Raw genomic sequence first — 20863 nt, 5'->3', positions numbered from 1 at the left:
GTCTTAAGTAGGAGGTGAACGATGATGCGGTCCGTATAATTAGATCATGAAAGGAGAGTCATTCCATTACACAAGAAATGCATTTTCATTGACAAATTGGAGGTAGAAAAGATTGACTAGGCACGATAAAAGCACCCAAGCACCAAGCCTGCTTCGCAATCGGTTCCTGCAGACGATTTTATTATCTAGCGTGCTCCTGCAGATCGGGATCTGGGTACGTAATTTTGCGATTCTCCTGTACGTTGCGGATCGAACGAATAATGATCCATATGCGATCTCGTTAATCAGCGTAGCAGAATTCGCTCCTATTTTTGTTTTTTCGTTCATCGGAGGTACATTTGCCGACCGTTGGCGGCCTAAGCGAACAATGATCTGGTGCGACTTGTTATCCGCGGTATCGGTATTCGTTGTCCTTCTGACCATACATTACGGTTCTTGGCATTCCGTCTACCTCGTTGCGTTTATCTCGGCTATCCTTTCACAATTCTCGCAGCCGTCAAGCATGCGTTTGTTTAAGTATCATGTGGCAGAAGAACAACTGCAGCAAGGGATGGCTTTATTCCAATCGCTGATGGCCATCTTCATGGTGCTCGGCCCTATGCTTGGCACCTTCGTTTACAGCACGTTCGGCCTTGAAACATCGATTGCGATCATGGGCGCGGTATTTCTGCTGTCCGCACTCGTCCTTGTTCGTCTGCCGGAGGATAATATGAAGCCGCAGACCATCGCCGCTAAAGGCCAGTTCCGCAGAGATTTCGTTGAGGGCTTCCGCTATGTGTGGCAAAGCCAGGTGCTGCGAATGCTTGGACTCGCGTTTATTCTCGCGGGACTCGCGGTTGGCGTAGCTCAAGCCCTCAACCTGTTTATCGTAACCGAGCGGTTGGGCAGGAGCGAGGAGTTCCTGCAATATCTGCTGATGGTGAATGGCGCAGCCATGCTGATCGGCGGCGGGATCGTAGCCGTCTTTGCGAAGAGGGTACCGCCGCAATTACTTCTTGCCATAGGCATGCTGTCTGGCGCTGTCTGCACGACAATTGTCGGGTACTCGACGAGCATTCCGCTGACACTGACCGTTCAATTTCTCAATGGACTCGTGTTCCCTTGCATTCATATCGGGATCAGCACGATGATTCTGAAATGGTCCAATGCCTCCATCGTCGGACGGGTAAATGGGGTTTTGAATCCGATGTTCGTTGGCATGATGGTCATTTCGATGTCTTTCGCCGGTGCGTTAAAGGATGCCTTCTCACTGAGCACGATCTATAGCGGGGCAGGACTATTATTCCTTCTTGGCTCACTGGTCATGGTGCCGATCATGAATCAAAAAGCGCCGGATCACGGACATCTTGCACAACAAACCTAAGCTTTAACATTTTCATGCGGAAGAACCGGCCAGGATCATGGCCGGTTTTTTTGACATCTGGTGTTCAGCAATACAATCAAACTTATTCCATAATCATGTAATTGTGGAAAACCTATCATGAAGATGTTAAGCTGATAATGACTGCTACTTTTTGAAAGGGGGACCTCAAGAATGTTCCTCATGACAATCATGTTGTATGTAATCATCTTCATTTGCGGGTATGTTTGGATCAAAAAAAAGCTGAAGGTATCCTCCACGTCAGACGGACTGCTGTATAAGCATATCAATCGATTTCATTTAATTGGAGAGCTCGTCCTTGTAGTCGCTGCCCTCATTGCCATTTTCGTTATGAGATATGTATTGGAATGGAGAGTGTGGGCTCATCAGGATATTATTCTTGTTGTTGCTATTCTGCATGCGTTCCGTTCCGTTGTAGAAAGACGCTATATGAAGGATACCAATCAACATTTCCTCAGTGCTTATGCGAGTGTTAGCGGTTTGCTGCTCTTTCTTGGCCTGGAGCTATTTGCATAACAAGACAAGAAGAACGGAATCCGCTAAGCTGCTAAGTTCGCCGTGTTTAAATAGGATAAGATTATACATGCATAGAAAGCCGTGGAAATCGCGGCTTTTTTTGTTTTAACGATGGACGTCAGCAAATTTGCTTTAACCATATCTATGTATGTTATCATAGTAATAATTAATATAAAGTTGAGCCTGATACTTGGAGGGAATACTCATTAGTAACGTTACCCTGAATGAAGCGATGATCATGTTAAAGAAGACGAGCCGGACTTTTTATATACCCATCAGTTATTTGGAACTGGGATTAAAGGAGGCTGTTACATCTGCCTATCTATGCATGAGGGCAATTGACGAAATCGAGGACCATAAAGAACTCACGGACGAATTGAAAGTGAAACTGCTGCTGGGCATTCATGATATATTCAAATCCGAGGATATGATGGTAACCCGCACACAACATTTGCTCTCACCTTACCAAGAAATATTACCGGACGTTACGATGCAGATCGATGACTGGGCGCTTCTTTGTCCGTCATCCGGCGCCCCGATCGTATATCGTTACATCGCGAAGATGTCGTTACATATGGCGCAGTGGGTTCAAAGCGGGTGGAATATCCACACGGAAGAGGATTTGGACAGATATACTTATAGCGTGGCTGGGATGGTTGGAGAAATGTTATCCGAGCTTTGGCTCTGGCATGACGGGACGCAGTCTGATTCAACCAAAGCAATTGCCTTCGGAAGAGGACTGCAAGCGGTAAATATCCTTCGCAATAGAGAAGAGGATCTTCATCGCGGCGTCGACTTCTATCCGGATGGTTGGGGATTTAAGGAGATGCAGCAATACACACGCCGCAATTTACAAATTGCCGATTCATATATTGCCGATTTGAAGGATGGTCCGGCATTGAAATTTTGCAAAATTCCATTAACTTTAGCCCATGCCACAGTAAATCTCATATCTGCTGGCGGAAGCAAATTAACGAGGGATGCCGTACTGAAAATCGTGAATCGCGTAACCGGCTAATCGCATTGTTCATATGTATACCGGGTATGATAATAACTTATTCACAGGCAAGTGAATGAACAGCAAGAAATCCGATAGATCCATATTGAGAAGGCAGCCGACGCGTAATCGGCTGCTTTTTTGTTAAGTACTATTAAATTCCCTTGATGAAACGGACGGATGGATCGTAGGTGAGAAGTGGATACGCGAAGGGACAAGGAATCATGAGGGAGAGCGGAGAAGTTCGGTTTATGCAGAAATAAAAAAAAGCTTGGCCGAAAAGCCAAGCGACAATAAAAAATAATTGAACATGAAAAAGACGCTATGTTATAATCAATAGCGCAATTGAAAAAAATCAAGTTAACTGGCATTATCATTACTATTCCTAATTTGATTGTACACCAGTGACCTCTGATTTGTCAATGCTCTTTTTTATCCCCATAAAATGGTAAAAGGAGTGTGTCAGAACATCATGGAAGCAAATGAATGGCAGACAGAACAAGAACGGCTGGAACAGGTCAGGGAAAAGCTGAAAGCAAGGATTGGCGAGTTGGAACCTGTGGTTACCGGGCTAAGCGACCAGGCTGCTGAGATTCGCAGACGATTCTGGGAAGAAGTAACGGTCAATACAAGCACGGATGAAGAATTCGAAGAAACATTCTATACGATCAAACAACAGGCCGCGATATTATCCGAACGGGAACGCCGGCAGCGGCTTCTGACCCAGCAATGGAAGAACTTCAATCAGTTGCTGCCTTCTCCCTATTTCGGGCGCGTCGATTTTCTGGAAGACGGCATGAACCTGAGCGAGCAGATTTATATCGGCGTATCATCCTTCATCGATGAAGATGGAATGAACTTTCTGGTGTATGATTGGCGTACTCCCATCGCAAGTCTTTACTACGACCACTCCCCAGGCGAGGCCTCATACATCACGCCGATGGGGCAGATTTCGGGAAGGATGGAGCTGAAACGTCAGTATCAGATTCACAACGGTCAAATTCGAAATATGTTTGATGCGAACCTGACGATCGGCGACGAGCTGCTCCAGCAAATGCTAGCCAAGGGCGCAGATTCACAGATGAAAAGCATCGTATCCACTATTCAGCGGGAGCAAAACGCCATCATCCGAAACGATCGCAGCCGGCTTCTGATCGTACAAGGCGCGGCCGGCAGCGGGAAGACCTCTGCGGCCTTGCAGCGTGTGGCGTACTTGCTGTACAAAAACCGCGATTCGCTGAAGGCTGACCAGATTGTTCTTTTCTCGCCCAATCCGATTTTTAACAGCTATGTATCCTCTGTTCTTCCCGAGCTCGGCGAGGAGAACATGCAGCAGACGACGCTGCAGGAATATCTCGAATACTGGCTGGGTCCATCCTTGCGACTGGAGGATCCCTTTGATCAGATCGAATATGTGCTGACCGCACAATCAACCCCGAATTACGAGACACGTCTGCAGGGAATTCAATACAAGGCATCGGAGTCTTTCATGAAAGCCTTGCAGAATTATGCGCAGTGGCTGGGCCGGGAAGGGATGCTATTCAAAGGCATTCGCTTCCGGGAGCGTGATCTGATTACGGCGGAGGAAATGAGGACCCAATTTTACAGCTTCGACCCTTCCTTGAGCTTGGCCAATCGGGTCGAGCAGCTACAGAAATGGCTGCTGAAGGAGCTATCGCTACTGGAACGCAAGGAGCTTAAGGCGTCCTGGGTAGTCGAGGAGCTGAGTTACCTCGATACGGAGCTCTATGCGGAAGTGTTCGGCGAGCTGCACAAGGATCGGGAAGTCTTTGACATTGCCGAGCATTACGCCGTAGTGAACGAGATAAAAAGCAATAAACGCCGGGGAGATGAAGGCGACTTTGATTTCGCCGGACGGGAAGAGGAATTGCTCAGCCAGCGGATCGTGAAGAAGAGCTTCAAACCGCTGAGGCAAACCGTGAGGAAATTATCGTTTATCGATGCCCACGGCTTATACGTCCAATTATTCGGCGATGTAGCTGCATATCGGGAAAAAACGAAGGAATCCGATGTCCCTGCTATGTGGCCTGAAATCTGCAAGCAAACCAAAGAAAAGCTGGATCGGCTCGAATTATTCTATGAGGATGCGACTCCTTATTTGTATTTAAAAGAATTGATCGAAGGCGTTCGGACGAACACAGAGATTCGGCATGTCTTCGTCGATGAGGGACAGGATTACTCGCCGTTTCAATACGAGTATCTCAAGAAACTATTCCCTCGTGCCCGCATGACGGTACTCGGCGATTTCGGGCAGGCGATCTTCATGCAGTCCACAAAGCTGCAAGGGGACGATTCGCCTCTGCTTCGGCTTTATGGTGAAGGCGATACAAGCTTGATTCGTCTAGTGCGCAGTTATCGTTCTACACGGGAGATCGTGGAATTCACGAAAGAACTGCTTACCGATGAGTCGGACATCGTACCCTTTGAGAGGAGCGGACCGAAGCCTGTTCTTGCTAGGTTTGAAGGCAGAGAGAGACGTGATGCGCAGTTGCTTAAAGACATCGCGGCACTTAAAGCCGACGGCATCGACTCTATTGCCATCATTACGAAGACTGCGGCCGAAAGCCGCCAAGCATTGGAATCATTACAGTTGGAGGGATTCGAAGCCTTGCAGCTCATTACGAAGGAGACCGTCACCTATCAAAACGGGGTGATGGTTGTCCCCGTATATCTCGCAAAGGGCATCGAGTTCGATGCGGTCTTGGTCTATGATGCTTCGTCCGAAACCTACGGCAGGGAAAACGAACGCAAGCTTCTTTATACGGCCTGTACGCGGGCCATGCACCGACTGTATCTTTACGCGACTGGCGAGTGGTCTCCGTTCGTGCAAGCAGTGCCTGAGCATTTGTATGAGAAAACAACATAATTTGCTCTTTAACCAGGCTATTTGTCCGTCTAGATTACGATGAGAGCAGTAGAAGTAGGTAAGGGAGAAACGCAAGCCCTTTACGCAAAAACAAACCGATCGGAGCCGAAGGGACGATGCAGCCTCCGCTCGTCGTGAATCGTCTCCGAATTGCTCGTATGTCAATAACCTTGGCCTTTATGTTGGCCAAGGTTATTTTTTTGTTATGACAATCAAGCAAAAAAAGATTGTGAATAATCACTGTAGGGCAAGAGGACAAAAAAGGTGAAATTTAGCTTTGTGTCGAATTGCTTGTCAATCATAATGTAAAGAGGAGCCCAAAATGGTTGATAAAGAATATTATTTGAAATTAAGTAAGGAAGCGCAAGATAATTATAAATTATATAAAGAAGAGGCTGAGTCTTCAATTTGTAGGAGAGAATACACCATAAGCAAACGTTATGATATTTCTCCGTATTGGTATGGGCGACAAAGTACGGTTCCAGGGGAAATTACTGAAGAGGAGACGGACACTTATTATGAATTCGATAATCATGATAGACTTCGCATTTCGGCTTGTGATGAATTAATTGATGGATACGCTTATACCGTCTACGAAGACAATCGAATCATCACTAGATTATATGTCCGTGGAGTATTGGACTCTATAAAGGAATATTTGATATACGATGGTTTCATCAAGCGATGCATAGAATATTCTGCTCGGAATGATAAATTACAGTACGAGGATTACATATATGAGGGTGAACGGTTGATCCAAGTATATCAGCCTCAATACGAAAGTAATTCAGGTTATTTTGATCACTTGGTCCGAACCTATTTTGAGTATGATGAGAAAGGCATTCTCAGTCGAGTATTAGATGGCACAAAAGGTGTAATTTATGTGATGATGTTGGCTGAAGACGTGGCGCTTCTCCGAGAGGAAGTTAAAAAAGGACTAATAGCAGCTTTAAGAGAGATAATTGGTAATGTGTCCCGAGTATTAGTAGATAGAAGAAGCTGTTGTTTTCTTGCCATCTTTCTACATGATGAAGCTCACACGGTATACTCGCCGATTTTCCAACCTGGCTTGCAAAATATACGAGATGAGCAAGTGGATAACAAAAAGGACTATGGGACCATCTGGAATTCGGGAGAGCACCCTGGGAAGTACCAACAAGAACTTACAGATCAAGAACTAATTCAGAAACTTAGAAATCTTATTATGTTTTGGCATAATACAGATGATTGGTGGGAGGAAGGTATGAAGTTGTGGCAGGAAGTGGCCTATTCATTAAATGAAACGAATTGGTCCGACAACTCCATACTTACTGAAGACTTTATTGTGTTTGTCGACCGTGAGGGCTTGGATGTAACAAATGGCGAACTTGAAAAAAGTATACCTCTAGTGAAATTAGAGTTACTTAGATCAAAGGGGCTTGTGCCAGTACATTAGAATCCGTATTGTACTGATCAGATATATCGAACCGCAAACGAGCAAGCCAGAACCACCAAAAGCAGAGGAGGCACCTTGATGACAAAAGGTGAAAGGAATACAAAGATTGATCCGTATTTTAATAAGCTTAAAAAGTGGAAGGAAGAGTTCGGGCTATTGAGAGAAATTGCGCTGGACTGCGGGCTGACCGAGGATTTTAAGTGGATGCATCCTTGTTACACGTTCGACGGTAAAAATATCGTGTTGATCCACGGTTTTAAGGATTACTGTGCGCTTCTGTTTCACAAAGGCGCATTGTTAAAAGATCCCCATGGGATCCTGATCCAGCAAACGGAGAACGTTCAGGCCGCACGCCAGATTCGGTTTACCAATGCTCAAGATATAGATGAAATGCAACTGATCGTGAGAGCCTATATTACGGAAGCCATTGAAGTGGAGAAAGCCGGTCTGCAAGTAAATTTTAAAAAGAATACGGATTACACCATACCTGTAGAGCTGGAAAATAAGTTCGAGGAAATGCCTAACCTAAAAGAGGCTTTTGAAGCATTGACGCCAGGTCGGCAAAGAGCGTATATTCTGCATTTCTCCGCACCCAAGCAAGCCAAAACACGAGAGTCCAGGGTTGAAAAATATATCCCGCATATCCTGAATGGAAAGGGATTAAACGATTAGTTGTTTTTACATATTGGGGATTACACGCTGCGCTAACCGCGGAGTTCTTCCAAACAAGAATACACGACAAGGCAACAGGCTGCTGGTTCATTCAACCGGCAGCTTGTTTTCTTTGCCAAAAGAATATTGACGCAAACCAGAATGCCACTTAAACTATTCAATATATCAATTGAATAGTTTATTTCAGGGGGCGAATCGATGAACGAAAGAGAGCTTAAAGACGAATTGTACAAGGAATATACACGAATTGGAAAATGCCTCTCCAGCCCAAAACGTTTAGAAATTCTGGATGTTTTGACACAAGGACCAAAATGCGTAGAAAATATATCGAAAATCACATCCATGTCTATAGCGAATGTCTCTCAACACTTGCAGACCCTCCATCATGCCAAGCTAGTCGATTATAAGAAACGAGGGAATTTCGTTATTTATGAAATCGCCGATCCCGCAGTCTTGCACTTTTTAGATTCTCTGTATGGTTTATCTGAAAAACAACTTATTGAAGTCCAGCATATTAAAAATGAATTCCTGGGTCAGCTATCGGATATAGAAGAAGTATCGTTTGAAGAACTCATGAGCCGCATGGAAGCAGGGGAAGTAACGCTGATCGATGTTCGTCCAAAGGACGAATATGAAGCTGCACATATTCCTGGCGCTATCTCGATACCTATAGGAGAGCTGGCCGAACAGCTACATGCGTTGCCAGCGAAGGCCAAAGTCGTAGCCTATTGCCGGGGTCCTCACTGTTTAATGTCTATCCAAGCCATCAAGATGCTAAAGTCCAAAGGAATCGATGCGGCTCGCTTAAGCAAGAGGGTTCAGGACTGGGAAGCATTTGCGAATAAGCGAAACAGCGAAGAGCAGGCCATTTCGTGAAACAAGTTTCCTTCAATTTATCAATTCACCCAATCATGAAGGTATACGACGACGAGAGCTTAAGGTCTGTGGAACCGGCCGCGATTCAAGGTAATCAGACGGGCAACTATCGTATTCCTACGGAAGGATGTCATTTGAATGTATTCGAAAAAAGGCATGACGAAGCTGCCGGCTTCGCTGCAAGGCTATGTGGATTCACCCGAAAAACAACGTAAATTGTACCGGCGGACACTAAACATCGTTGTTGTTTCACAAATTTTCGGGGGCGCTGGTCTTGCGGCAGGCATTACCGTAGGGGCGCTTTTGGCTCAGGATATGCTGGGAACCGACAACTTTACGGGTATACCAACGGCACTGTTTACGTTAGGCTCAGCAGGCGCGGCCTTGCTGGTTGGCCGTCTTTCCCAGCGATATGGACGCAGTTTGGGATTGGGACTCGGTTTTCTGGCGGGAGGCATAGGAGCGATTGGAGTCGTGTTAGCAGCCGTGTTGAATAGCCTGACTCTGCTCTTACTCTCACTATTGATATATGGTGCAGGCACCGCAACGAATTTGCAGGCACGCTATGCCGGGACGGACCTGGCCAACTCTAAGCAACGAGCAACCGCAGCCAGTACGGCCATGGTATTCACTACCTTTGGTGCAGTAGCAGGCCCGAATTTAGTCAACGTCACTGGCGATTTCGCGCTGTCGGTGGGGATACCGAGTTTGGCCGGACCCTTTTTATTGGCAGCTGCGGCATATATTCTCGCAGGCATCGTTTTGCTAATTTTTCTACGTCCCGATCCTTTGCTGGTAGCGAATGCTATAGCCATGCAGGGAAATTCGGATGAGCATGCCGGTTCTGCAAAAGAAATGGATACTGCAGGATCAGGAAAGCGTGGAATCGCAATCGGCGCTGTGGTTATGATCTTAACGCAAATTATAATGGTAACTATTATGACCATGACGCCCGTACATATGAGACATCATGGTCATGGGCTAAGCGAAGTGGGGCTTGTCATTGGTTTTCATATCGGATCGATGTATCTTCCATCCCTGATAACCGGTATCCTGGTCGATAAAATCGGACGTAAGGCAATGGCAATGGCTTCTGGAGTTACGCTTTTGCTTGCAGGGGTCATTGCCGCCATGGCACCGGCTGATTCCATGACCGTATTGATTGTCGCCCTATCTCTTCTAGGGTTGGGATGGAATTTTGGCTTGATCAGCGGAACGGCATTGATCGTAGATGCAACAACCTCAACAAACCGCGCGAAAGTGCAAGGGTCTGTTGACGTATTGATTGCCCTCGCGGGGGCATCAGGTGGGGCCCTTTCAGGTATGGTGGTTGCTCATTCCAGTTTTGCCGCACTTTCCTTTGCCGGGAGCATACTCGCCCTGCTGCTGATCCCGGTTATGCTATGGCAAGGTCAGGATAAAAATGAAAAATCCATCTCTTTCTAACGCGAACCCGACTCTACCATGTAGAGTCGGAGGCGATGGCTTTTCCTTATACGTATTTGAAAAGTTCAATTTTGACGCTGCCGAAGGATGCCTGTTTCTAAGCGACAATCCGGAATACGAGGTCACCATTGAAGCACTGCCTGCCAATTATGACCTGACGCAGCTTGAGTCGGCAGGAAAGAAAGAACTGGAGGAGTCCGGCGAAGTTTCCGATTACAGTGGAGAACTCGTCAAGCATCCGCTGGGCTCCGCCGAGCTATATCTTCAAGCCTCAAGCGATAAAGGGATTAACGATTAAGGCGAGGAAGCTTCGGACTTTGCCGGTCCAGTCCTCGTTTCGTTATCCACGGTTCAAAGCGATTCATAAGTTGGCAATACACAATCCTGCAGCAAAAACTCCGTGATGAACGCGGAGTTTTTGTTTTTGCAGGTTAGCGTCAAACGGAACATCATGAGTGTTAATTGCGTATTGACCTGGAGTTAACTCCAAGTGATAAACTTAAGTCTAAGGAGGGATTATGATGGAGTATGCGAAACTAGGGAACACCGGTCTCGATGTTTCCCGCATCTGTCTTGGGTGCATGGGATTTGGCGTAGCAGAGCGCTGGGTGCATCAATGGGTGTTAAATGAAGAGAGCAGCCGTCCTATTATTAAAAAGGCATTGGAGCTTGGCATCAATTTCTTTGATACGGCGAATGTCTACTCGGACGGTACAAGCGAGGAAATTGTCGGCCGCGCCTTGAAAGAATATGCGAATCGCGACGAAATCGTCCTGGCGACAAAGGTTCATTTCCGTATGCACGAGGGCCCTAATGGGATGGGGCTGTCCCGGAAGGCAATCATGAGCGAAATCGACAAGAGCCTCAAGCGGCTGGGTACCGATTATGTCGATCTGTACCAGATTCATCGATGGGATTATGATACGCCTATCGAAGAAACGATGGAGGCCCTTCATGATGTGGTGAAAGCCGGAAAGGTTCGCTACATCGGAGCTTCAGCCATGTATGCATGGCAGTTTCTCAAGGCCCAGCATACCGCTGAAAAGAATGGCTGGACCCGGTTCGTTTCGATGCAGAACCATTACAACCTCATTTACCGCGAAGAAGAGCGCGAAATGCTGCCGTTGTGCCAATCCGAAAAAATCGGCGTGATCCCCTACAGCCCACTAGCATCGGGAAGATTGACGCGAGACTGGTCGGAGACGACGCAGCGTTCCGAAACGGACATGGTTCAGAAATCCAAGTATGATGCCACGGCGGATGCCGATCGGATCATTGTGGAACGGCTTGCAGGCATTGCGAATGAGCGGGGCATTCCGCGCGTTCAAATTGCGCTCGCCTGGCTGCTGCAGAAAGAACCGATCACGGCTCCCATTGTCGGCGCGACCAAAATATCTCACCTGGAGGATGCCGCAGCCGCGCTTACGGTCAAACTCACGCCGGAGGAGATGGCCTCCCTGGAAGAGCCGTACATACCTCACCGGGTTGTGGGCGCCTTATAGCTTTAACAACTGACTTATTTAGGAAACGGTATTGAACAGAGAAGGTGAATCAAGACATGACGGTGACGATTAAAGAAATCAGCGAAAGGTTCGGGCTTTCCCAGGATACCCTGCGCTATTATGAGCGAATTGGGTTGATTCCGCCAGTAAACCGGAACAAAAATGGTATCAGGGATTATTCGGAGGAAGACATCAAATGGGTTGATTTTGTTAAATGCATGCGTCAAAGCGCGGGGCTTCCGGTCGAGGTACTGATCGAGTATGTTTCGCTTTTTCAACAAGGCGACGACACGCTTGAAACACGAAAGGGATTGTTGATTGAACAGCGCAATCGACTGGGGGACAAAATCGAAGAAATGACGAACACACTGGAACGCTTGAACGATAAAATCGCAAGATATGAACATACCATCATGAAAAAAGAAAATGCACTCAAGAAGCAGGCAGACTAACTTATCAAAAACCGGGTTTTGGGAGGAGTTCCCGGCCCGGTTTCTTGATTATAAACGAATGATCGTTTATTATTGTTTCATGAGACATAGAGACGATAACAAAGTGGAAGCCATTTTTGACGCGACGATTCAATTAGTGAATGAGATTGGGTTTGCGGAAACGTCGATATCCAAAATAGCTAAGAAGGCTAATGTATCGGCTGCAACGATCTATATTTATCATGAGAATAAGGAGGATCTGCTGCTTAAGACTTACTTAAAGGTGAAGGGCAAGATGAGTAAGAGCATGTTACAGGGATTTGATGATACGCGATCGGTTAAAGAACGCTTTGAATCGATCATCCGGAAGTATGTGGAGTTTATATATACGCACAAAGACTATTTTCTATTTTTAGAGCAAATCATGAATTCTCCATTGCCCCAGAAATGGTGTTTGGACGAGACCGCAAGCCTGTTCCAACCCATTTTCGAGATGTTTGAAACGGGAAAGAAGCAGAATATATTGAAAGCGGAAGATGTGGATATGTTGATCGTTTATTCGATTTTACCCGTAGCCGAATTGGCGAAATCACATCTGAAGAACGGAACCCGATTTGGTAATCGGGAATTGGAAGCAGCTATCGTTATGAGCTGGGATGCTGTGAAAGCTTAAATGTAAGAAGGAGCATTACAATTTATGTAATCCGATTCTTTTATCTTAGACTAGATTGGACAAATCGAGGTAGAACCCTATGACCATTTTTTTAATATGCGCTGCTTTAATCCTATCCATTGCATTGTTTCTGAGATATTATCCGCCATTCGGCCAAAGAGTATCTAGGGAAAAACGAAACGAATTTCGCAAACTCCCGAATTTCGACCGTAATCATTTTGTGAATCCAATCCATACCTCCATGAGGATGGGAACAACGGACTTCATGTCACTGTTACGCGATTACATGAAACGGAATCCCAATCGGAAGCCGACTTCTCCATTACCGATAAAGCGAGTAGATCCCGCAAGTATACAACAACAAGCGCTAACACGTGTAACGTGGTTTGGGCATTCTGCATTCATGCTGGAAATCGAGGGGAAAACGCTGCTGTTCGACCCTATGTTAGGAACGTCTCCATCCCCAATCCCTGTTTTTGGGAATCAACGTTATAGCAGGGAGATTCCTATTGATCTGGACAAGCTTCCTCCCATTGATGCCGTCGTTTTGTCACATGATCATTATGATCATCTGGATTTCAGCTCCATTCAGAAGCTAAAGGAGAAGGCTAAGCATTTTTATGTGCCGCTTGGCCTTGGTGGTCACTTGGAGCGCTGGGGGATTTCAAAATCGAGCATTACCGAACATAATTGGTGGGATGCATCCGGGTTAGACGGTCTACAACTCATCTGCACGCCAGCGAGACACTTTTCAGGGCGAAGCCTGTTTGACCGCGATTCGACCTTATGGTCGTCTTGGGTCATTATCAGCAACAAGAGTCGAGTGTATTTCAGCGGGGATAGCGGGTATGGTCCACATTTTCATGAGATCGGAGAAAAATACGGCCCATTTGATGTGACGCTCATGGAATGTGGTCAATACGACAAACGTTGGGCGAATATTCATATGATGCCTGAAGAGACGGTACAGGCTCATCTGGATGTGAAAGGGCAATGGTTGATTCCGATCCATTGGGCAGGGTTTACGTTGGCCTTGCATGACTGGAATGAACCGATCGAACGCGTGACTATGGCTGCTAAACAAAAACAAGTGCACATACTCACTCCTCAAATTGGGGAATCGGTAGTAATAGCTCCATCGGCATATTCTACGGAGCCTGATCATGCTGTCGTTTGGTGGAAATAACAAAAACAGCGGCAATCTGTCAACTTACATGCATTATTAATCCGCGGAAAACGCGGATTTTTTTGTTTCACCCATGAAGCCGCACCCGATTGCTGCGAAAGGGATTTTTCTGTAATTGCTTCATCCCTATTGATCACTAGATTATGCCAATTTGTGTTAAAATCGAAAAAACTACTGTTTCGGATCGGAACCGTGGAATGGATCAAAGCATGCTCAGGAGGACATAGGATATGCAAAAACGCATTCTGCTCGTTGAAGATGACAACGACATCAATCAGTTGATTGAAAGCCAGCTGAAACAGGATCATTACAGCGTTGCATCTGCACGCGACGGCGAGGAAGCACTCGCGCTTTTTCAAAAAGAGAAGTTCGATCTGATCTTGCTCGATTTGATGCTCCCCAAGGTAAACGGAATGGAGCTGCTCAAACATATCCGAGAGACCAGCAAAGTTCCTGTTTTGATTATTTCTGCGAAAGGCAGCGACCTCGACAAGGCCATGGGCCTTGGATTTGGCGCGGATGATTATATCAGCAAGCCTTTCTCCATGATCGAATTAACAGCCAGGGTTCAAGCTGCCATTCGGAGGGCAACGGTATACGCGGAAACGGAAAGCAAACCTGCAGACCCTCCCGTCATTACGTTTAAGGATCTCGTCCTGGACTTGCATTCGTTCTCCGTAAAAGTCAAAGGGAATAGCGTACCGCTCACCGCGAAGGAATTTCATATTTTGAAGCTGCTCCTAACCCATCACAGCAGGGTATTCACCAAGGAACAAATCTATCAACTCATTTGGGAAGAAGATTATTACGGAAATGAGAACGTGATTAATGTACATATCCGGAGACTCCGGGAAAAAATCGAAGAGGATCCGTCAGCTCCGCAATACATTCGGACGATTTGGGGCATCGGATATAAAATGGGGGATTAGCACATGGTCCTTCTTTTGTCCGTCATTATTGCCGTATTGGTTGCAATCATCGGCTTGCTATTTATATCCGGGAAGAAACAAAATCAAAGCATCCTCGAGATAGCGAATAAAATCTCGGATATTCTGGACCAGGACACAGCGGAGAAAGTGTTGATGCCCACGGGCGACGATGCCGTCAGGCAGCTACTCACACAGATTAACCGTTTGCTGGATAACAAACAGAAGGTATTTGCGGATTATGCCAGAACGAAGGACAGCCAAAAGAAAATGATCTCTAACATGTCTCATGATTTGAAGACGCCGCTGACGGTCATTCTCGGCTACACGGAAAAGCTGAATCAGAAGAATACGTTGACCGCGCAAGACGAGGAGGAAGTCATTCAACGGTTGAATGAAAAAGTAAACAGTCTGATCGCCTTGCTTAATCAATTCTTCGACCTTGTCAAAATCGAGTCGGAGGATTATGATATCCCGCTTAGCAAAATATCATTGAGCGAGGTTTGCCGGAACAGCGTGCTTGAGTTTTACGACCTGCTGGTTTCCAGAAATCTTCGGGTTGAGATCGACATTCCGGAGCTGCCCTTTTATTTCCTTGGCAACAAGGATGCGCTGCATCGAATATTGAGCAACCTCATATCGAATTCCATCCGCTATGGAAGCGACGGAGGCGTGTTCGGGTTGACGGTTCGGGAAGAAGGAGAATATGTGGCAGTAGACGTGTGGGACCGGGGCAAAGGGATCGCAGAGGTTCATCAGAAACGCGTATTCGAAAGACTTTATACCCTGGACGATGCCCGGAACCCGCAATTTCAAGGAAGCGGGCTGGGACTCAGTATCTCCAAGCGCCTAACCGAGGAAATGAACGGATGGATCAGTCTAAGCAGCTCGGAGGCTGACAAAAAGACTATTTTCACATGCAAATTCAAGCAATTAACCTACTAACCTTAATCCACGAGATGTTGTCCTCTGTTCAACGTCTCTTTTTTATTTCAGCCGCGCGTTTCGATTCATTCTTAAGAAACATGTAAGGAATGGGAAAGGAATAAGTCCATTTTCAGGTCTATGATAAAGATAACAAAGGAAATCAAATTGTGAACACGGTGGTGGTCTTCGTGGATTACGTCATTCAAACTTCGGATCTGAGCAAAACCGTAAAAGGGATGTCCATTGTAACGCGTGTCAATCTCAATGTGAGAAAGGGCGAGATTTATGGCTTGCTGGGTCCAAACGGCGCGGGTAAAACAACCATCATGAAAATGCTGACGGGGCTCATTCTTCCGACCTCCGGAGCGATCATGCTGTTTGGCAAGAATTTTTCAGAAACCTCCAAAGAAGGCCTCAAGCGGGTAGGGAGCATCATTGAATACCCGATATTTTACGAGCACATGACGGCCATGGAGAATCTCCAAATTCATTGCGAATACTTGGGCTATTATGATAAGAGAGCTATACGTCAAGCCCTGGACCTGGTCCAATTGGAAGGAATCGAAGATAAAAAAGTGAAGGATTTCTCGCTCGGCATGAAGCAGCGTCTTGGCATCGCCAGGGCCGCCATCACCAAGCCGGAATTGATCGTGCTGGATGAACCCACGAACGGACTGGATCCGATCGGCATTAAAAACATGAGGGATTTGATCCGAACACTGAACCAGGAATATGGGATTACATTTGTCCTGTCCAGCCATATCTTAGGGGAAATTGAGCAGGTAGCCGATAGGATCGGCGTCATTCAACGCGGTCAATTGGTCGACGAAGTCACGTTGTCCGACATTCGAAAGCAGCGTACCGAATATATTGAACTTATAACCTCGAATGTGCAGAAATCAGCCTTTTTACTTGAGCATGAGCTTCGTATATCCAATATCAAAATCGTACAGGATCAGCGAATCCGAGTCTATGATACGGACGTATCGACCAGTCAAATTACCAAACTGCTGATTGCGCATGAGATTGAAATCGAGGAGATCCAAAAATATAACAGTACACTGGAAGACTATTTCTATCATCAAATTCAGGGAAAGGAATGAATCCGATATGTTGAAATTAATCGAGCTGGAATGGAAGAAGCTGGATCGTAAGAAAGTGATCGGTGAAGCGATTACGTATTGGATCATTCTTATGTTCTTGCCGGTATTTTTTCTCAAGGTCGTTTTTGCCGATATGCCGATGATTCGTTTTGGCGAAAGTTATGCTGCCGCTCTGGAACTGATGATACCCATTCAGATGGGGTTTATATTGTTCGGAGCGTCCCTGATCAATCATGTATTCATTGAAGAATATAAGAACAAGACGATGGCTCTTTCATACGGATATCCACTCAGCCGAAAAAGGCTCGTGATGGCCAAGGTACTGTTCATTGTGTTGGCGGTTTTCTTCGGTACGCTGGTGTCCTTCGTACTTGGCGGTGTTGCAACTTATGCGCTCAACCAAGTGATGGATGTCATCCCGGGAACGCCGACGGCAGCTGACCTGGCGAATTATGCGTTCCGAATGATTTTACACTCCATCGTTGTCGCGCTTGCCTCATTGATTCCGCTATTTTGGTTCGGAATATGGAAAAGGGCGGTCATCCCAACGGTCATTTGCGCCGTCTTCCTGATGCAGTTCCCTAATTTTCTCGGGTTGCTGCGGATTACGTTGCACCCTGACTTTTTATATGCCATTTTCAGCGTATTGGGTGTGGCAAGCGTTATTTTATCGGTTAAATTCGTGAATAAACTAGGAGATTTGTAAGGAGGGGATGTGGCATTATGACACTTGAAGTGAAAACGGCTTTGTTACCTAATGGAGAAACGCTGAGTTATAGAGAAAGAACAGGTACGGAACCCTGCATGCTGTTGATTCACGGGAATATGGCTTCTTCGGAGCTGTGGGAACCCTTGTTGACGCATGCCGATATGACCCAACGCTTCATCGCTGTAGACTTGCGTGGTTACGGCGAGTCCAGCTATCAGAATCCCATTGGTGACATGAAAGACTTTTCCTCGGATCTGCATCAATTCGTAGAACAGCTTGGCCTTCGCCATGTTATGGTTATGGGCTGGTCGAATGGTGGAGGCATCGCCATGCAGTTTGCGGCAGAATATCCAGATCGCGTACGAAAGTTGATTCTGCTTTCCTCTATCTCGACTAGAGGATATGCAGCCGTGAATGCCGATGGCATTCGTCTGAAGACTAAAGAGGAAATAGTCAAAGACCCAGGACTTGCCATGACGTTTCAAGCAAATCAGAGGCAGGACCGGGCTTACTTTGCTCAGGCGTTGGACTACCTTTTGTTTCATGAACGTGAGTCTGATGCTGCCACCCGTGGGAAGTACATCGATGCCTGCATGAAGCAGCGTAACATGGTGGATGCTGCCGATGCCGCAAACCGATTCAATATCAGTTCCGTATCCAACGGACTCGCGGATGGAACAGGAGAGTTGGAGCGTATTCAATGTCCGGTCCTCGTCATTTGGGGCGTTAAGGATTTGATTACCACGCAGCAGATGACGGAAGAAATCAAAGAAGACTTTGCAAGTCATGGAAAGCCAGTTCAATATGTATCCTTGGATGCAGGGCATTCCCCGCTAATCGATGATTTACATGGATTGGCCGCTGCCGTCCAAGCATTCATTGCTCAGCCATAGAAGGCTGATCAATGATCTTGTCATACTGCTCGAAATCTTAAAACAAACACAGGGTCCTGACGATCTATTCGTCAGGACCCTGTTACCATATTATGTCCGGTGGCATGTATCTCCAATCTTTAATCTGTATCTCTAAAGTTGTAAGGTAATCAATCAGATGGGACGCGAATTCTTTATTAATTATTCAAGATCTTCATCTTCTCCAATGTTGTCAGCGTTAATTGCTTCGCGAATGCACCGCTGCCGGCTGCATTCGTTGCGAACACCCAGGTCTCTTTATCCGTTTCGACATATCCGACATACCAGCCAAGCCCCATATATCCAGCGCATGAGATCCATCTACAGACGGAAAGCGGCCTTATTGCAAAAGGCTTATCAAGAGATGCTGCCGTCAAGCGCCGCATATTCGGTTTCTCAATCGGGATTCTATTCGACAATCCGGTTGCCTGGTCTGCTTAAGGCCGGGATGTTGATTGAGGATTTGAAGAAGGAAAACGTATACGTAGACGATGCCCGAAAAATGTATCTTCCCGAGTTTGCCCAGAATTCGGTGATTCGCTTAAGCGTATCGCAGGTAGAGGAGGAGCTCATCGAAATCGGAGTCCAAACCATAGCTCGCGTAATAAAAGAGCAACTTAACAAAGTGCCGCAAGTGAAATTTATATGATATGAAGAAACAATGAGATATTCATAGGAATGACATAGCAAATAAAAAGAAATATCAATTCCTTAATTCTATTATGATGAATATGATTTGATTTGAGTGTGAAGGGGTGTATGTATGAGGTCTTTAGGGTCGTTGAATGTCGATGTAATTACATTGTTTGTGGAGGATTTGCACAATGTGAAGGTATTCTATCAAGAAGTATTCGGTTTTTCCGCCGTTTATGAAGACGATGTTTCTGCGGTGTTCAATTTCGGAAATATGAGCATTAACCTCCTGAATATCTCCGAAGCCCACGGTCTGATCCGTCCTGGAACAGTCGCGAGCCGTGAATCCGGATCTCGGTTCCAGTTTACGATCCGGTTGGATGATGTGGATGCAGTATGCAGCGAATTGAAAACACGCGGCGTTACCCTGCTTAACGGTCCAATGGATCGGCCATGGGGTGTCCGAACCGCTGCCTTCACAGATCCGGCAGGGCATGTGTGGGAGATTGCGCAGCAAATCATTTGAAAAAGTTATGTGCACAACTGAACACGGAAAGATCCCTATCTCATGAAGACTTTGAATGACGGATGGCTGTCTCGATATAAGCCCTCAAATTTTTTATGAATGTGCGCATGGCGTATCCCACGAATCTGTCGCTGCGGTAGATCAGACAAATGTCTTGAGAAGGCGTAGGATTCCTCAGATGAACGACTTTGATCTCTGCATTGCGAAGATTATCCAGTAGAAGTCGCGGCAGAACGCACGCGCCAACACCGCTCTGTACCATCTGGAGGAGGGAGGATAATGTTGTTGTCACCATATGCGGCTGCACTGCAAAGCCGTTGTCCATGCAGAAGCGGTCGATCAGCTTGCGGCATTGATGATCGGGTGGAAACATGACCATATTCATGGAGCGCAGCCTGTTCAATGGGATGAAGTTCTCCCCGGCAAGAGGATCGTTCCTATGTACAGCCAATGAGAATTCCTCGTGAAACAGGGGAATTGACGTAAGACGTTCATCGTTAACGGGTCCGATGGTTACGCCGATATCGATGCTTCGGTCCAGAACCTGTTCCGTGACCTTCATGGTTTCCAGAAGGGACAGCGAGATGGTGGGATAGGTCTGATGGAAATCCAGCAGCAAGGCATTAAACATGAGATCCGCGTCACCGGGCAAGACGCCGATCGATAGCGATCCACCTTGCATCTGCTTCAGATCGGCAATGGCATCGCCCGCTTGCTGCAGATGCCCGAACACGGCGGCGGCATGTTCATGAAGAATCGCTCCTGCGTCCGTAAGAACAATGGTTTTTCCCACGCGATCGAACAACAGAGCCCCTAATTCTTCTTCCAATCTCCTGATCTGCTGGCTTACGTTGGGAGCACTGACTCCCATTTTTTCGGCTGCTCTCGAGAAGTGAAGCTCTTCGCATATAGCCATAAAATACTGCAGTTGTTTTAACTCCATCCTGCACACCTGCTTTCCCTTGCATCATTGAATGGATGTTTCACGATTATTGTGGCGTTATCTTCCCGATCTGTCAATTCATTATCGTTAACTTATACTTAACGTTCCGGTAATGTCCACTGTATTGATGTAACGTTCCGTGCGACCTATACTGGGGAGCATAACAAACGTTTTTTATGACAA

22 protein-coding genes are annotated in these 20863 nt (G+C 46.4%); 20 read left to right on the top strand and 2 right to left on the bottom strand.

The genetic code is table 11. The features are described 5' to 3' along the window. Window positions 1-112 precede the first annotated feature (112 nt). The 18 genes from RB297_RS06075 (at window position 113) to phaZ (ending at window position 18560) form a co-directional block, all read left to right on the top strand. Window positions 113-1363 carry an MFS transporter gene (locus RB297_RS06075; protein ID WP_096774030.1) on the top strand — a complete coding sequence of 417 codons (1251 nt, stop codon included), beginning with the start codon at window positions 113-115 and terminating at the stop codon, window positions 1361-1363. Window positions 1364-1534: 171 nt separating this feature from the next. After that, window positions 1535-1897: a DUF4181 domain-containing protein gene (locus RB297_RS06070; RefSeq protein WP_375120035.1), complete on the top strand. Its 363-nt coding sequence runs from the start codon at window positions 1535-1537 to the stop codon at window positions 1895-1897. A 232-nt stretch (window positions 1898-2129) separates the two neighbouring features. Beyond that, window positions 2130-2915, top strand: a complete 786-nt coding sequence (locus RB297_RS06065; RefSeq protein ID WP_375120574.1) for a squalene/phytoene synthase family protein — start codon at window positions 2130-2132, stop codon at window positions 2913-2915. A 451-nt stretch (window positions 2916-3366) separates the two neighbouring features. Further along, window positions 3367-5781 (top strand): RNA polymerase recycling motor HelD, encoded by a 2415-nt coding sequence (gene helD / locus RB297_RS06060; RefSeq protein WP_375120034.1) that lies wholly within the window; start codon window positions 3367-3369, stop codon window positions 5779-5781. A 322-nt stretch (window positions 5782-6103) separates the two neighbouring features. Next, on the top strand, window positions 6104-7216 hold the full coding sequence (locus RB297_RS06055; protein ID WP_375120033.1) for a hypothetical protein: 1113 nt from the start codon (window positions 6104-6106) through the stop codon (window positions 7214-7216). Between the two features lie 78 nt (window positions 7217-7294). Next, a complete protein-coding gene (locus tag RB297_RS06050; protein ID WP_375120032.1) occupies window positions 7295-7888 on the top strand; it encodes a YdeI/OmpD-associated family protein in 594 nt (197 codons plus the stop codon). A 198-nt stretch (window positions 7889-8086) separates the two neighbouring features. Continuing rightward, a complete protein-coding gene (locus RB297_RS06045; RefSeq protein ID WP_375120031.1) occupies window positions 8087-8764 on the top strand; it encodes an ArsR/SmtB family transcription factor in 678 nt (225 codons plus the stop codon). A 138-nt stretch (window positions 8765-8902) separates the two neighbouring features. Next, a complete protein-coding gene (locus tag RB297_RS06040; protein ID WP_375120030.1) occupies window positions 8903-10210 on the top strand; it encodes an MFS transporter in 1308 nt (435 codons plus the stop codon). Beyond that, window positions 10188-10508: a hypothetical protein gene (locus RB297_RS06035; RefSeq protein ID WP_375120029.1), complete on the top strand. Its 321-nt coding sequence runs from the start codon at window positions 10188-10190 to the stop codon at window positions 10506-10508. Before RB297_RS06040 ends, RB297_RS06035 begins: the two co-directional genes overlap by 23 nt. Before the next feature lie 223 nt (window positions 10509-10731). Further along, window positions 10732-11712, top strand: coding sequence for an aldo/keto reductase (locus tag RB297_RS06030; RefSeq protein WP_213579831.1), 981 nt, complete (start codon window positions 10732-10734; stop codon window positions 11710-11712). A gap of 56 nt (window positions 11713-11768) precedes the next feature. Next, window positions 11769-12164: a MerR family transcriptional regulator gene (locus RB297_RS06025; protein WP_332296008.1), complete on the top strand. Its 396-nt coding sequence runs from the start codon at window positions 11769-11771 to the stop codon at window positions 12162-12164. A gap of 103 nt (window positions 12165-12267) precedes the next feature. Continuing rightward, the gene (locus RB297_RS06020; protein WP_332296009.1) at window positions 12268-12816 is read left to right on the top strand and encodes a TetR/AcrR family transcriptional regulator; all 549 of its coding nucleotides are present in this window, start codon (window positions 12268-12270) and stop codon (window positions 12814-12816) included. Window positions 12817-13057: 241 nt separating this feature from the next. Next, window positions 13058-14002 carry an MBL fold metallo-hydrolase gene (locus RB297_RS06015; RefSeq protein ID WP_375120573.1) on the top strand — a complete coding sequence of 315 codons (945 nt, stop codon included), beginning with the start codon at window positions 13058-13060 and terminating at the stop codon, window positions 14000-14002. 230 nt (window positions 14003-14232) lie between these two features. After that, window positions 14233-14931 carry a response regulator transcription factor gene (locus RB297_RS06010; protein ID WP_375120028.1) on the top strand — a complete coding sequence of 233 codons (699 nt, stop codon included), beginning with the start codon at window positions 14233-14235 and terminating at the stop codon, window positions 14929-14931. A 3-nt stretch (window positions 14932-14934) separates the two neighbouring features. Further along, the gene (locus RB297_RS06005; RefSeq protein ID WP_375120027.1) at window positions 14935-15873 is read left to right on the top strand and encodes a sensor histidine kinase; all 939 of its coding nucleotides are present in this window, start codon (window positions 14935-14937) and stop codon (window positions 15871-15873) included. Between the two features lie 170 nt (window positions 15874-16043). Next, window positions 16044-16958, top strand: coding sequence for an ABC transporter ATP-binding protein (locus RB297_RS06000; protein ID WP_096774582.1), 915 nt, complete (start codon window positions 16044-16046; stop codon window positions 16956-16958). A 7-nt stretch (window positions 16959-16965) separates the two neighbouring features. Continuing rightward, window positions 16966-17664, top strand: coding sequence for an ABC transporter permease (locus RB297_RS05995; RefSeq protein WP_277746073.1), 699 nt, complete (start codon window positions 16966-16968; stop codon window positions 17662-17664). Window positions 17665-17681: 17 nt separating this feature from the next. Beyond that, complete coding sequence (phaZ, locus tag RB297_RS05990) at window positions 17682-18560, top strand: intracellular short-chain-length polyhydroxyalkanoate depolymerase (protein ID WP_375120026.1); 879 nt, start codon at window positions 17682-17684, stop codon at window positions 18558-18560. A 176-nt stretch (window positions 18561-18736) separates the two neighbouring features. On the opposite strand, the gene RB297_RS05985 is transcribed toward phaZ, so the two are convergent. After that, window positions 18737-18877: a hypothetical protein gene (locus RB297_RS05985; RefSeq protein ID WP_375120025.1), complete on the bottom strand. Its 141-nt coding sequence runs from the start codon at window positions 18875-18877 to the stop codon at window positions 18737-18739. Between the two features lie 164 nt (window positions 18878-19041). Between RB297_RS05985 and RB297_RS05980 the strand changes: the two genes are divergently transcribed. Further along, window positions 19042-19227: a hypothetical protein gene (locus RB297_RS05980; protein WP_375120024.1), complete on the top strand. Its 186-nt coding sequence runs from the start codon at window positions 19042-19044 to the stop codon at window positions 19225-19227. A gap of 114 nt (window positions 19228-19341) precedes the next feature. Continuing rightward, window positions 19342-19737: a VOC family protein gene (locus tag RB297_RS05975; protein WP_036660737.1), complete on the top strand. Its 396-nt coding sequence runs from the start codon at window positions 19342-19344 to the stop codon at window positions 19735-19737. A 40-nt stretch (window positions 19738-19777) separates the two neighbouring features. Here the strand turns inward: RB297_RS05975 and RB297_RS05970 are convergent, their stop codons facing one another. Next, the gene (locus RB297_RS05970; RefSeq protein ID WP_096774013.1) at window positions 19778-20680 is read right to left on the bottom strand and encodes a LysR family transcriptional regulator; all 903 of its coding nucleotides are present in this window, start codon (window positions 20678-20680) and stop codon (window positions 19778-19780) included. Between the last annotated feature and the right edge of the window lie 183 nt (window positions 20681-20863).

This window comes from Paenibacillus sp. CR_12 (assembly GCF_041953985.1).
GTDB lineage: Bacteria > Bacillota > Bacilli > Paenibacillales > Paenibacillaceae > Paenibacillus_AQ > Paenibacillus_AQ lautus_A.
This window is presented reverse-complemented; position numbering and strand designations above follow the sequence as displayed.

Coding starts and splice junctions, on each gene's coding strand:
- RB297_RS06030 (WP_213579831.1), top strand. CDS start 10,732: ATGGAGTATGCGAAACTAGGGAACACCGGTCTCGATGTTTCCCGCATC.
- RB297_RS06005 (WP_375120027.1), top strand. CDS start 14,935: ATGGTCCTTCTTTTGTCCGTCATTATTGCCGTATTGGTTGCAATCATC.
- RB297_RS06070 (WP_375120035.1), top strand. CDS start 1,535: ATGTTCCTCATGACAATCATGTTGTATGTAATCATCTTCATTTGCGGG.
- RB297_RS05995 (WP_277746073.1), top strand. CDS start 16,966: ATGTTGAAATTAATCGAGCTGGAATGGAAGAAGCTGGATCGTAAGAAA.
- phaZ (WP_375120026.1), top strand. CDS start 17,682: ATGACACTTGAAGTGAAAACGGCTTTGTTACCTAATGGAGAAACGCTG.
- RB297_RS06010 (WP_375120028.1), top strand. CDS start 14,233: ATGCAAAAACGCATTCTGCTCGTTGAAGATGACAACGACATCAATCAG.
- RB297_RS06065 (WP_375120574.1), top strand. CDS start 2,130: ATGATCATGTTAAAGAAGACGAGCCGGACTTTTTATATACCCATCAGT.
- helD (WP_375120034.1), top strand. CDS start 3,367: ATGGAAGCAAATGAATGGCAGACAGAACAAGAACGGCTGGAACAGGTC.
- RB297_RS05985 (WP_375120025.1), bottom strand. CDS start 18,877: ATGGGGCTTGGCTGGTATGTCGGATATGTCGAAACGGATAAAGAGACC.
- RB297_RS06025 (WP_332296008.1), top strand. CDS start 11,769: ATGACGGTGACGATTAAAGAAATCAGCGAAAGGTTCGGGCTTTCCCAG.
- RB297_RS06035 (WP_375120029.1), top strand. CDS start 10,188: ATGAAAAATCCATCTCTTTCTAACGCGAACCCGACTCTACCATGTAGA.
- RB297_RS05975 (WP_036660737.1), top strand. CDS start 19,342: ATGAGGTCTTTAGGGTCGTTGAATGTCGATGTAATTACATTGTTTGTG.
- RB297_RS05970 (WP_096774013.1), bottom strand. CDS start 20,680: ATGGAGTTAAAACAACTGCAGTATTTTATGGCTATATGCGAAGAGCTT.
- RB297_RS06015 (WP_375120573.1), top strand. CDS start 13,058: ATGAGGATGGGAACAACGGACTTCATGTCACTGTTACGCGATTACATG.
- RB297_RS06055 (WP_375120033.1), top strand. CDS start 6,104: ATGGTTGATAAAGAATATTATTTGAAATTAAGTAAGGAAGCGCAAGAT.
- RB297_RS06050 (WP_375120032.1), top strand. CDS start 7,295: ATGACAAAAGGTGAAAGGAATACAAAGATTGATCCGTATTTTAATAAG.
- RB297_RS06040 (WP_375120030.1), top strand. CDS start 8,903: ATGTATTCGAAAAAAGGCATGACGAAGCTGCCGGCTTCGCTGCAAGGC.
- RB297_RS06045 (WP_375120031.1), top strand. CDS start 8,087: ATGAACGAAAGAGAGCTTAAAGACGAATTGTACAAGGAATATACACGA.